Origin of the sequence: Lactobacillus kimbladii, assembly GCF_014323605.1 — a bacterium.
Taxonomy (GTDB): Bacteria; Bacillota; Bacilli; order Lactobacillales; family Lactobacillaceae; genus Lactobacillus; species Lactobacillus kimbladii_B.
The window spans coordinates 43,223-55,445 of sequence record NZ_SCMB01000001.1; the positions used below are offsets into that span (position 1 = coordinate 43,223).

General features: G+C 36.3%; 15 protein-coding genes and 1 other annotated feature. Of the genes, 1 reads left to right on the forward strand and 14 read right to left on the reverse strand.

The window, feature by feature from the left end:
• Nucleotides 1-81: 81 nt before the first annotated feature.
• The 3 genes from ERK18_RS00240 to ERK18_RS00250 are packed head-to-tail and all read right to left on the reverse strand — an operon-like array spanning nucleotide 82 to nucleotide 2,628.
• Nucleotides 82-1,029, reverse strand: coding sequence for an SLAP domain-containing protein (locus tag ERK18_RS00240; protein WP_187153821.1), 948 nt, complete (start codon nucleotides 1,027-1,029; stop codon nucleotides 82-84).
• Nucleotides 1,030-1,040: 11 nt separating this feature from the next.
• Nucleotides 1,041-1,610 carry a L,D-transpeptidase gene (locus tag ERK18_RS00245; RefSeq protein ID WP_187153822.1) on the reverse strand — a complete coding sequence of 190 codons (570 nt, stop codon included), beginning with the start codon at nucleotides 1,608-1,610 and terminating at the stop codon, nucleotides 1,041-1,043.
• Between the two features lie 31 nt (nucleotides 1,611-1,641).
• Nucleotides 1,642-2,628: a D-alanyl-D-alanine carboxypeptidase family protein gene (locus tag ERK18_RS00250; RefSeq protein ID WP_187153823.1), complete on the reverse strand. Its 987-nt coding sequence runs from the start codon at nucleotides 2,626-2,628 to the stop codon at nucleotides 1,642-1,644.
• Nucleotides 2,629-2,791: 163 nt separating this feature from the next.
• Between ERK18_RS00250 and ERK18_RS00255 the strand changes: the two genes are divergently transcribed.
• Complete coding sequence (locus ERK18_RS00255) at nucleotides 2,792-3,907, forward strand: C40 family peptidase (protein WP_187153824.1); 1,116 nt, start codon at nucleotides 2,792-2,794, stop codon at nucleotides 3,905-3,907.
• Nucleotides 3,908-4,025: 118 nt separating this feature from the next.
• Here ERK18_RS00255 and rplL read toward each other — a convergent pair whose 3' ends face one another.
• The 11 genes from rplL to nusG form a co-directional block, all read right to left on the reverse strand.
• Entirely contained in the window at nucleotides 4,026-4,391 is a 366-nt protein-coding gene (rplL, locus tag ERK18_RS00260) for a 50S ribosomal protein L7/L12 (RefSeq protein ID WP_045928398.1), read from the reverse strand.
• A 43-nt stretch (nucleotides 4,392-4,434) separates the two neighbouring features.
• Nucleotides 4,435-4,944, reverse strand: coding sequence for a 50S ribosomal protein L10 (rplJ, locus tag ERK18_RS00265; RefSeq protein WP_045928399.1), 510 nt, complete (start codon nucleotides 4,942-4,944; stop codon nucleotides 4,435-4,437).
• 39 nt (nucleotides 4,945-4,983) lie between these two features.
• Nucleotides 4,984-5,107 (reverse strand) — a sequence feature (ribosomal protein L10 leader region).
• Nucleotides 5,108-5,140: 33 nt separating this feature from the next.
• Complete coding sequence (phoU, locus tag ERK18_RS00270; protein ID WP_187153825.1) at nucleotides 5,141-5,815, reverse strand: phosphate signaling complex protein PhoU; 675 nt, start codon at nucleotides 5,813-5,815, stop codon at nucleotides 5,141-5,143.
• A gap of 15 nt (nucleotides 5,816-5,830) precedes the next feature.
• A complete protein-coding gene (gene pstB / locus ERK18_RS00275; RefSeq protein ID WP_187153826.1) occupies nucleotides 5,831-6,586 on the reverse strand; it encodes a phosphate ABC transporter ATP-binding protein PstB in 756 nt (251 codons plus the stop codon).
• 14 nt (nucleotides 6,587-6,600) lie between these two features.
• Nucleotides 6,601-7,401, reverse strand: a complete 801-nt coding sequence (gene pstB, locus ERK18_RS00280) for a phosphate ABC transporter ATP-binding protein PstB (protein ID WP_109586558.1) — start codon at nucleotides 7,399-7,401, stop codon at nucleotides 6,601-6,603.
• Nucleotides 7,402-7,411: 10 nt separating this feature from the next.
• Complete coding sequence (gene pstA / locus ERK18_RS00285; RefSeq protein ID WP_187153827.1) at nucleotides 7,412-8,305, reverse strand: phosphate ABC transporter permease PstA; 894 nt, start codon at nucleotides 8,303-8,305, stop codon at nucleotides 7,412-7,414.
• 7 nt (nucleotides 8,306-8,312) lie between these two features.
• Entirely contained in the window at nucleotides 8,313-9,305 is a 993-nt protein-coding gene (pstC, locus tag ERK18_RS00290) for a phosphate ABC transporter permease subunit PstC (protein WP_034980330.1), read from the reverse strand.
• 1 nt (nucleotide 9,306) lies between these two features.
• On the reverse strand, nucleotides 9,307-10,173 hold the full coding sequence (locus ERK18_RS00295; protein WP_187153828.1) for a phosphate ABC transporter substrate-binding protein PstS family protein: 867 nt from the start codon (nucleotides 10,171-10,173) through the stop codon (nucleotides 9,307-9,309).
• Nucleotides 10,174-10,313: 140 nt separating this feature from the next.
• Entirely contained in the window at nucleotides 10,314-11,006 is a 693-nt protein-coding gene (gene rplA / locus ERK18_RS00300) for a 50S ribosomal protein L1 (RefSeq protein ID WP_045928405.1), read from the reverse strand.
• 70 nt (nucleotides 11,007-11,076) lie between these two features.
• The gene (gene rplK, locus ERK18_RS00305) at nucleotides 11,077-11,502 is read right to left on the reverse strand and encodes a 50S ribosomal protein L11 (protein ID WP_034980336.1); all 426 of its coding nucleotides are present in this window, start codon (nucleotides 11,500-11,502) and stop codon (nucleotides 11,077-11,079) included.
• 126 nt (nucleotides 11,503-11,628) lie between these two features.
• The gene (nusG, locus tag ERK18_RS00310; RefSeq protein ID WP_109586561.1) at nucleotides 11,629-12,177 is read right to left on the reverse strand and encodes a transcription termination/antitermination protein NusG; all 549 of its coding nucleotides are present in this window, start codon (nucleotides 12,175-12,177) and stop codon (nucleotides 11,629-11,631) included.
• Nucleotides 12,178-12,223 lie beyond the last annotated feature (46 nt).

A 12,223-nucleotide genomic window follows, 5' to 3' on the forward strand; every position in this document is an offset into this window, starting at 1 on the left:
TATTTAATCAAATCGCTTATTAAATCACTTGTCGTATTTCATTGTTATCAGGCAACCTTTGACGAGTCTACATTTTTTTACTTAATATGTAACTCCAACGGATGAATAAATTTGATCGCTGTTGTTATCTACTACTGCACCAAGTCCAATTGTCTTATCCTTAGGATTAAGCAGAATGTCACGGTGGCCCCAATTGGATGCAGCGTCATCATAAATATATTCATAAACCATGTTATCAGCTACTAAAGCACTAGTGCCACCATGTGGGGCCTCAACAAGCTGGTTGCTTGAATGATCCATTGTCCAACCCCAAGGAAACATCGCTAGACATTCAGAGGTACTGTTACGACTAATTCCGGCCTTATCAAAGAAGTCATTTAAGATAAATTTTCCATTCGCATCCACATGAGCAAAATTATTAGGCAGTAGTTTGGTCCTTTCCTGTACAACTTCATCTAAACGAGAATCTTCTGTTACTGTATTTAACCCCCGTTTTGTTCTTTCATTATTTAATTCTTTTAAAAACTCTTGCCTAAATTCACCAATTGAAAAATCAGCAATTGTAGAATTATTTTGTGCAGGTTGTGTTGTGCCTGTATTAGCTGAACTTACTGGTTTATTAGTATCTACTGGATTGGTAGAATTACCTGAATTAGATTGAGTAGGTTGATTTACAGGCTGTTTTTGTGGCTTTTTAACCTTTGACTTAATATTTGCAACATCTTTTACCAGGACAAATCTATTTTTAGTTACCAGATAAAACTTTTTTCCTTTTATTTTTTTGGCTTTTTTAACAACCGTTAGCTTCTTGCCCTTTTTCAAAATCTTTTTCTTTAACTTCTTGCCTTTTTTATTATAGTAATATGTTCTTTTTTTGACTTTTACCCTTTTAACAGCTGGTGCTTTCAAAACCACCCTGCTGGAAACTTTCTTAGCTTCTGTGATCGTTGAGCCAAAAGACAAACCGCTTGCTATGCTTGTAAAAGTTAATAGTACTGCGACAGTTTTACGATAATTAAATTTTTTCATTGTTTTCTCCTTTATTTAATAATAACTCTTAGTCCAGTTGGTGCTTTTTGATAGAACCAATTTGCATCGCTTGTGCTTAAATGAATACAACCATGAGAGGTTGGCTTTTTACCTAATTTGTTAGCTACCTTTTTAATTAATTTATGATGAATATTCCGCGGATTTTCATGAAAAAGATATAAACCGCCTTGCAGCCAGCCTACCGCAAATCTTGCACCCATTTTCTCACTGGCAGAATAAAACCACGGTGCCCGATAAGTATTAATACGAAAATGTCCCTTAGGTGTTGAGTTATCTGTTCCAGTTGAAACATAAAATTCGTATCTGGTTTTGCGACCACGGATCAAATACGCGCGCTGCTTTTTTAATGAAACTACTATCTTATCTTTTTTAGCGCTCACCCCATGAGGATATGGTTTAATTTCAGAAGATTTAGTATAACTAATCGGTTTACGCATATATTCCTGTGGAATTTCACTAACGGATTTTGCAAAGATTTTCTTTTGCCCAAAATTTAATATGAATCCGCCAACAATAATTAAAAAGCTAACTATTACAAATTTATTCTTTTTTATTTTCACTATCCATTACTCACCTTCTTTAATATGTCGACTAACTACGATGCTTATACGTAAATTTTACTAATTTATTCGCATCCGAAAACTCATCTTTGTCATGCAGTACCACTACAATCCGTCCGTTGCCCTTGTTACAACTTCCAACAAAGCAATAGCCTGATCGCGGTGTCCAGCCTGTTTTCATCCCATCGGTTTTGAAGGATTTAACGTTATATTTACGACCAGGTAACGTATCATTATAGTTATGTAATTTCTGGCCTGCCACATATATCTCAGGTGTGGCAAAAAATTTCATCAAACTGGGATAATCATGAGCAACATGATAACCAATTATTGCTAGATCTTTTGCCGACAATAAGTTTCCTGAACTCCAAGCACCTTTAACATAATAACCATAAGGTGCTAAATCACTGTTTTCAAGCCCTGAAGCTGATACGAAATTTGCGGAAAGATGCCATAGCTTCGCCTGTTTATTCATCATTTTGATGAATTTCTTATTTGAACCTGCAACCCATTGACCCAATCGAATTGCAGAGTTATTGTCGGAATCAATTATTGCTGAAGACATGATCTCTTTGATAGTATACTTTTTGCCTTTTTTTACATGAAAGCAGTCAAGGTTAGGATTCTTGGCCATTTTTACCAAAGAGCTAGAAAACTTGAGCTTTTTTTGCCAATCATGCGGATTACGGGCAAGCTTGCGCCTGGCTAAATAAATCGTCATTAGTTTCCCAGTAGACGCTGTTAAATAGCGCTTCTTCGCATTTTTTGCCAACAATACTTCTCCAGTTTTACGATCCAAAACTAGGTAAGCTTTTGCTTTGGTTTTAGGCTTTTTTCCATGAATATACTTAGTATATTGGCCAACTGATTTGTCTTGATTGTGACTATAAACTGTAGTTTTATGTTTTTTCTTTTTAATTTTTTGATCCACTTCATTGTTTGCAATATTGCTGTCAATTTGAATGGTTTCATCAGCCTGAACTACAGAAGCGCTAACAAAAAAAGCTACTATTACCAAAAAAAGCCACAAATACACTTATTTTTGACTTGCACCTATACCTCCCTATACATTTTCAAATTTAAAATTACAAGTGATATTTTAAAATTAATTAACTATAAATTTCATTATATTATAAAATGGTAAATGTAGTTAAATTTTTTTAAAATTGATTGGAGCTAAAATGTTAAGCAAATCCAAATTATTTTTAGTGGCTATCAGCTTATCACTTATGAGCACATTTATTTTTAATGAAAGAGTTTCTGCTGCAACTACTAATACACCAAGTATTGTTGATCAGCAGAACAATGAGCAAAAAGAGCAAACTCAATCTAATTCTGACAATAATCAGATAGAAGATTCTAATACGAACGATAATAACTCTGGTTCAAACGGGGCAATTAACACTAATAAAAAGCACAAAGAAGTGCCAAAGGTTGTCTATTCTAAGAAAAAAGGTAGTGGTAAAATTTACCAAACCGATTATCGCTTTAGTAAAACATTAACTGGCAAAAAGCGTTCAGCCAAAAATTGGTATAAAAGACAAATTAGTTACAGCAAATTAGCCAAAACTAACAAAGGGACTTTTGTCAAGACAAAGTACGGATGGTTAAATAAAAAAGCTTTCAATCAGTTTTTATTAACTAAAAATAAAATCAATTATAAAATGAAAATTGTCAGAAATGCCAAATTGTATAACTTACCTGCCCACACTAATGATGCCAGAAAAATAGGAACTAGCAACAACTTGCATTTGAAGAATAAATTGGTTCATGTCAATATGATTGCCCATACTAACTTGCATGCAGTATATTATCGTTTTAAACATCAAGGGAAAAATTATTGGATTTTAGGAAAAAATATCAAATATAATTTAAAGGCTCTAGAAGGCAACAAAAAGTCGCTTGAACGCATTATTAAAATCGGTGAAAAAATGATTGGTCATTCCAAATATGACGAAAAATCAAGACATTTTGACTGTTCTAGTTTTATGAATTATCTTTTTACTAAAGTAGGCCATCATATAGGATCAACCACATTTAGTCAATGTTATAATGGCAAACCCGTTAATTATAAAAACAAAAAACGTGGCGATCTCATTTTCTTCGATGATAAAGACGATGGACATTTAGCCCATGTTGGAGTGTACCTCGGAAAAGGATTATTTTTACATGATAGTCCCTATACTGACAACGGCGGAGTTGGAGTTTCCAGTCTGCAAGACAAATTCTGGAACTCACGCAATTCAAAGTATTTATCAGTTCACTATCCTGATGGTATTGTCAGAAGAATTATGTAAAAAAATAATTAAAAGCCTTTAGCTTAAGTCCAATTTTAATAAAATCTCTTGAAAAATAAAAAGACGTATTTGCAAATTGCAAACACGCCTTTTTTTAACTTGTCCGATTGGACTACAATTATTTCAATGTAACTGTAGCACCAACATCTTCAAGCTTAGATTTAATGTCGTTAGCTTCATCCTCAGAAACGCCTTCCTTAACGTTCTTAGGAGCGCCATCAACAAGATCTTTTGAGTCCTTAAGACCAAGTCCGGTAATATCACGAACTGCCTTAATAACCTTAACTTTTTCTTGGCCAGCTTCTGTCAATTCAACATCAAATGTTGACTTAGCAGCAGCTTCGCCACCAGCGGCACCTGCAGCAGCAACTGGAGCAGCAGCAGAAACACCAAATTCATCTTCAATAGCCTTTACCAGGTCATTTAATTCAAGAATTGAAGCACCTTTTAAGTCTTCAATAATCTTATCAGTATCTAAAGCCATACTTATTTTATCCTCCGAAATTTTTAGATATAAATTATTTTATTTATTCTGCAGATTCATCTTTTGAATCAGCAACAGCTTTAACAGCATATGCGAAATTGCGTACTGGAGCTTGTAATACAGAAACAAGCATTGACAATAAGCCTTCGCGACCAGGAATGGCAGCAAGTTCCTTGATTTCTTCTTTAGAAGTCAATTTACCTTCTAACATACCACCCTTAATATCGATAACATCATAATCATCTTCGTATTTTGAAACGATACGAGCTGGTTCGGTAATGTCATCAGCATTATCAGTATAAATTACAGCAGTAGGACCTACAAAAGTCTCATCAAGGCCTTCTATACCGGCTTTAGCAGCAGCACGTCTTAAGTAAGTATTCTTAACAACCTTCATGTTAACATCGTTTTCACGAAGTTCCTTACGCATGTTAGTAACTTCTTCAACAGTTAAACCCAAGTAGTTAATTATTAAGATTGCTTTAGCAGCTTTAAGTTCTTCAGCAAACGCATCAACGAACTTTTCTTTTTCAGCAATAGCAGCTTTACTCAATCGATTTCACCTCCATCAAATTTAATAATAAATTCCATCAGGCCCAAATAAAAACTCCATGCCAAGAAAGACATGGAGCTTTAAACTCATCAATATCTTCTGGCCTCGGCGGGAAATTAAGGCGTCATGCCACCCGAGTCTTAGGTAGAATTTACTTTATTAAATATAACAGGAATATAACTTAATTGCAAGCTAATCAGTTCTTTTTCGGCTTAGGTTTTATTAACTCAAATAATTCACCTGAAGTTTTGTAAATTACCCAACTGGCCAAGTTCACAATATGATCACTTATTCTCTCTAGTAATCTGATGATAACAAAGTAACTGGCAGAAGCTACAGCGGCGTCAGGTTCTTGTTCTACACCATCTATAATCATTTGTCTGGCATTCTTATAATCTTTAAAAACCTTAGCATGTCCAAGTACCATTTTTCTAGCATCTTTTTCATTTTCTTGAACATAAGCAGTTAACACCTGAACCAACATTTCACGTACTTGATGGGTCATGTTGGAAATTACTTTTTCAACTTCTGGCAGACGTGGGTTACCTTTGACTCTGACTGTCTCAACGGCAATACTGTTTGCATTTTCGCCAATTCTTTCTAAGTCCGTTGTAGCTTTTAAGATACTAATAACAACGCGGAAATCTGTTGCAACCGGCTGTTGCAATGCCATTAATTCCAAAGCCTTTTTTTCGATCTTGACAGCTTCTTTAGCTACTTCCTTGTCTTCGGCAATCATTTCTTGCGCCGTCTTTTTATCATGTTCAACGAATGAACGCGTACCCTTGTCAATCAAATCATTGACCAAGACTCCCATTTCCATAAACTGAGCGTTCAACTTTTTCAGTTCATCTAAAAATATTTCGTGCATAATCCACCTCCAAAATTAGCCAAAACGGCCGTTAAGATAATTGTTTGTTATTTCTTTTTTAGGTGACAAGAACATTTCTTGTGTCGAACCTGATTCAATCAATTCACCATTCATTAAAAAAGCTACCTGATCTGAAACCCGACTCGCCTGTTGCAAGTTGTGTGTCACCATAATAAAAGTATATTTCCGTTTCAAAGCCATTAACGTTTCTTCAATTTCTGAACTTGATATTGGATCTAAAGCAGATGTGGGCTCATCAAGTAAAACAACTTCCGGTCTGATTGCCAGAGCCCGAGCTATACAAATACGTTGCTGTTGTCCTCCTGAAAAAGCAAGAGCATTACGCTGCAAACTGTCTTTAGTTTCATTCCAAATTGCAGCTTGCTTCAAACTTTCTTCAACACGCTGTTCAATCAGATCTTTATCTTTAACACCAGCTATGCGTAAACCATAAGCTACATTATCAAAAACTGAAAATGGAAACGGAGTGGGCTGTTGAAACACCATTCCCACCTTCTTACGTAAAGCAACTAAATCAATATGAGAATGATAAATATCTTTTCCTTCTAAAAGTATCTCACCAGTAATATTAATATCGTCAATATCATCATTCATACGATTTAAACAGCGCAAAAAGGTAGATTTGCCACAGCCAGATGGTCCAATTAAGGCAGTCAATTTTTGAGCGGGAAAAGCTAAACTTATACCATGTAAAGCTTCAAAACTGCCATACTTAAGTTTAACATTTTTAGCCTCCATCACATTTGTCATCAATAACGCCACCTTTATCCAAAACTACCCTGAATGTACTTCTCAGTAATTTCACCTTGAGGGTTGGTGAAAATATTTGTAGTAGTATCATATTCTAACGCATGTCCCAAGTGAAAGAATGCTGTATATTCACTAATTCTTGAAGCCTGCTGCATATTATGCGTTACCATAACCATGGTATATTTCTTTCTCAACTGCTTTAAAGTATCTTCAAGTTTAGCAGTAGATACAGGATCCAAAGCACTAGCAGGCTCGTCAAGAAGTAAAATTTCGGGTTTTAGAGCAATCGCTCGCGCAATGCATAGTCTTTGCTGCTGACCCCCTGATAGAGCCAATGCACTTTGGTCGAGTTTATCCTTTACCTCATCCCATAAAGCCGCAGCTCTGAGACTTTCTTCTACAATTTGATCCAGTTTCTTTTTATTCTGCTGACCGTTTGCTTTTAAGGCATAAGTGATATTTTCTCTAATTGACTTCGGAAAAGGATTAGGCTTTTGAAAAACCATTCCAATTGCCTTCCGCAATTCATAAACATTAATTTTGTTCTGATTAACATTAAGGCCATGAAACATAATTTTGCCGTCAACTCGTGCTACCCGGTCATTCATACGATTAAGTGAGCGCAAAAATGTTGATTTACCTGAACCAGATGCTCCTATTAATGCAGTAATTGTATTTTTCTTAAAGCCTAAGCTAACATCAAACAACTTTTGAACTGTACCACCATAGAAAACACTCAAATCAGTAGTTGAAATTGCACAGTCATCTTCAGGAAAGGTCTTAATGTAGGTTTTTTGTTTTTGCCAATTTTCCATAAGAACCCCTTTACTTTATTCTTGCGGCAGTAAGCCGTTTATAGATCCAATTTCCTAGTGCTCTAGCACCGAAGTTAAAGATAATGACAACAATTACCAATAAAGCTGATGTTCCAGCAGAAACCGCATTCACATCCGGAATTATCCCTTCAGTATTTACTTTCCAAATATGTACAGCTAGCGTTTCTGCTGGACGCATTACATTCAAAAAACTAGTAGGACTAAACATATTCCAGTTAGAATAATCAACCGTTGAACCACTTTGCCCTGCGGTATAAATCAAAGCTGCAGCTTCACCAAAAACACGTCCAGCGCTCAAAATAACACCAGTAATTATTCCTGGCAGGGCTGCTGGCAATACAATGCCGTGAATGGTCTTCCAATTAGATAAACCCAGAGCCCAGCCAGCTTCTCTTTGAGTTTGAGGAACACCTTTAATGGCTTCTTCAATATTACTAGTAAGAGTTGGCAAGTTGAAAAAAGTTAGTGCTAAAGCGCCAGCGAGAATTGAAAAGCCAAATCCGAACTGAACCACAAATAAAAGATAGCCAAACAGACCAACAACTATTGAAGGTAAAGAGCTCAAAATTTCAATCGTGGTTCTGATTAACTGAGTGAACCAGTTATCAGGAGCATATTCGGCTAAATAAATGGCAGCACCGAGTGCAATTGGCATAGAAATTAGTAAGGTAAGTAATAAAAGATAGATAGAATTAAATAATTGGTCTCTAATTCCACCGCCTGCTTCAAAAGAGGACGATTCTGAACTCAAGAAATGCCACGATAAATGCGGTAATCCCGAAACTAAGATATTACCAAGAATACCAACCAAAAGAAGTACAACAATTCCAACTAAGAAATAAATCACGCCAGTAGCAATTCGGTTAGTTTTTTTTGCGTTCATAATACTACTAACTCTTCTTTCCAATTAAATGTACTAAAAAATTAAATACTAGTGACATAATTAATAACAAAAGTGCCAAAGACCATAATGAATTGTTAGGCAAGGTACCCATAACAGTATTGCCCATTTGACTAGTTAACTGACTAGTTAACGTTGCTGCTGGGCTAACCAAGTTATATGGCATTAATACTGCATTTCCGATTGCCATTTGTACAGCTAAAGCTTCACCAAAAGCACGAGCCATACCGAAAATAACGGCTGTCATGATACGTGAGCGAGCTGCTCTCAGCACAACGTGATATATAGTCTGCCATTTCGTAGCACCAAGAGCTGCTGAAGACTTTCGCAAATCTTTGGGAATAGCTTTAAACGCATCAACAGTAAGAGAAGTGATTGTGGGCAGAACCATTACAAAAAGTATTAACGTGGCAGTCAAGATGCCAAAGCCCGTTCCACCAAAAATAGTTCTGACAGCTGGAACAACTACCATTAAGCCAATAAAGCCATAAACTACAGAAGGAATACCTACTAAGAGCTCCATTACGGATTGCAGTAACTGCACTCTCTTACCAGATTCATATTCTGTCATAAATAGTGCCACGGCAATCGAAAATGGTGTTGCAATTAGTGCTGCCAAAAGTGTTACTGCAAAAGAAGTTACAATCATCGCAGCGGCACCCACATGGTTTTTACCAGCATTAGGATTCCAGTCAGTAGAAAACAGAAAATGGAAAATGTTCACTTTATTATCAATAAAGGTTGCTAACCCATGCATGCCAACAAAACCAATGATTGCAACTATTAATATTCCTATTAATATAATTGCCAAAAATGTTAATCCTCTGCCCCACCATTCTTGTCGTGTTTCTTTTGATGGCTTAGTTAAGCGATCAACATCAATATTTTTGGGATCAATACCTTTGAACTTAACATGTGGTACTTTTTGTTCGGCAAGAGCATTCTCAACAACTTGTTGTAAATCTTGTTCTTTTTTTGCCATTTTATTTACCTATCTTCGTAATTTTATTTTGACTATCACGCGCAACTTTCATTTCATGTACACTTATATAGCCAATTTTAGGAACTAAATCTTTTTGAACTTTTTTACTCAATACGTATTTAATAAAAGCTGCAGTAGCCTTATTCGGTTTACCTTTTGTATACATATGCTCATAAGACCAAAGTGGCCACTTGTTCATGGGTATGTTTCTATTATCTGGTTGAATATTATTTATACTTATTTTTTGAATATTTTGGTCATTAGCATAGGGAAAAGAAATATAAGAAATAGTACCCGGAGTTGAATTAACAATCTTTTTGACAGTTCCATTTGAATCCTGTTCTTGAGAATTAATTGCTTCTTTTCCATTTAGAACCAAGTCCTCAAATGTCGATCGCGTACCACTTCCACGAGAACGGTTGATCACAATAATTGACTGATTTTTACCACCTACTTGACGCCAATTTTTAATTTTACCAGTAAAAATATCAGAGAGTTGTTTAGTAGATAAATTTTTAACTCCGACACCCTTATTTGCAATTGGCACAATACCAACTACTGCCACAGGGTAATCTTCCAGTTTCTTTGCATCAATGCCTTTTTGCGTTTCAGCAAAAACATCAGAAGTACCAACTTCAACGGCCCCTGCTTGCACTTGGCTTAGTCCTGTACCGGAGCCACCACCTTGGACTACAATGTTGCTGCTCATGTGGGCTAGGTGATAGTCATTGCCAGCTTGTTCTATTAAAGGTTGTAAGGCACTGGAGCCAACAATAGTAATTTTTTCTCGGTTTTGACTGCAACCTGTCAAAAATAGGGACATAAATAATATTAATGTCAGCAGTCTGCCTAAATTACTTTTTTTCATATATGATTCCCTCAATTAAACAAATAAAATTTAGCTCTAGTTTATCAAAACTTTTACCTTTGACCAATCATAAATACTCGTAAATAGATAAAAAAAGCAACCTGCTCAATCGCAAAGTTGCTTTAATTAATTGTTCAATTTTAGTCCAGATTTAATGGATCAAGTTTAATCCCAGGTCCAAAGGTTGCAGCTACAGCAACACTCTTAATGTATTGACCTTTAGCAGCAGATGGACGCGCACGTAAAATAACGTCACGCAATGCATCAAAGTTTTCAATTAATTGTTCATCAGTAAATGAAACTTTACCAATTGCTGCGTGAATAGCAGCTTGACGGTCAACACGATATTCAACCTGACCAGCTTTTACATTCTTAACGGCTTTTTCAATATCCATTGTAACGGTACCAGTCTTAGGGTTTGGCATCAAACCTTTTGGTCCAAGCACACGACCTAAACGTCCAACTTTTGCCATCATTGTTGGTGTAGCAACCACGACATCAAAGTCTAAGTAACCGTTTTGTACTTTTTCAACTAAGTCGTCAGAACCAACTTCATCAGCACCAGCAGCCTTAGCTTGTTCAGCTTGAGGACCCTCAGCAAAAACAATGACCTTTTGTGTCTTACCAGTACCATTCGGCAAAACCAGTGAGCCACGAATTTGTTGGTCTGCTTGTTTAGGGTCAACGCTCAAATTGTATGAAACTTCAACTGAAGCATCAAAGCCTGCGTATGAAGTTTCTTTAACTAACTTCATTGCTTCAGCAACTGAATATAATTTCTTTGAATCTACTTTTTTAGCAGCTTCTAAATATTTTTTACCATGCTTTGGCATGTGATTTCCTCCTTAATATGTGGTCAAGCGAGCTAAAGCTCTCCCACCTAAATTGTTATAAATAACAGGATTAGTCTTCGACTTCGATACCCATGCTTCTAGCAGTACCTTCGATCATCCGCATAGCAGCTTCGACATCAGCAGCGTTAAGGTCCTTCATCTTAGTTTCAGCAATTTCCTTAACTTGATCCTTGGTTACCTTACCAACTTTCTTGGTATTAGGTTCACCGGATGCCTTGTCAATCTTAGCAGCCTGCTTCAAAAGTACTGGAGCTGGTGGAGTCTTAGTTACGAATTCGAATGAACGATCTTCATATACTGTGATGACTACAGGAATAATCATGCCTTTTTGGTCAGCAGTTCTAGCATTGAAGTCCTTAGTAAAGCCAACAATGTTAATACCAGCTTGACCTAAAGCTGGACCAACTGGAGGAGCGGGTGTTGCAGCACCAGCTGGTATTTGTAATTTAACAACATTTATAACTTTCTTTGCCACGGTCAAAACCTCCTTGATTCCGTGCGTGGTTAAAATGGAAAAGTTACCTACTTTTCCTCCCACAATAATAAAAGTACTTTAATATATTATCATCTATTTAGTAGTTTTGCAATAATTGACTTATTACTAGCTAATTTTCTTTACTTGATCATAATCAAGCTCAGTGGTTGTAGCACGGCCGAACATATCAACGGAAACAAATAATTTGTACTTATCTGGTTGAATTTCAGTAATTTTACCTTCAACGCCATTAAAAGCGCCGTCAATGATCGTAACAGTCTCACCAACTTCAAAGTCAATTTGGGGTCTTTTAGCTGGTTCACCTTGTTGACGTAAAAGCCTGTTGACCTCGTCTTCTAGAAGTGGCGATGGCTTAGAGCCACCGCCATGTGAACCGACAAATCCTGTTACATTTGGTGTGTTCCGCACAACAAACCAACTTTCATCGGTCATTACCATTTCAACAAGAACATAACCAGGGAAGATTTTTTCTTCGACTTCTTTTTTCTTGTTGTTAACCTTTTCAATCTTTTCTTGTTCAGGAACCATTACTCGAAAAATATAGTCTTGCATCCCCATGCTTTGAGCTCGCGACAATAAGTCAGATTTAACCTTGTCTTCGTAACCGGAATAAGTGTGAAGCACATACCATTGCTTTTTAGTAGTTTCTACCATTATTACATATTCTCCTTATATTTTTGGCAAACAAAAAAGCCTCTTA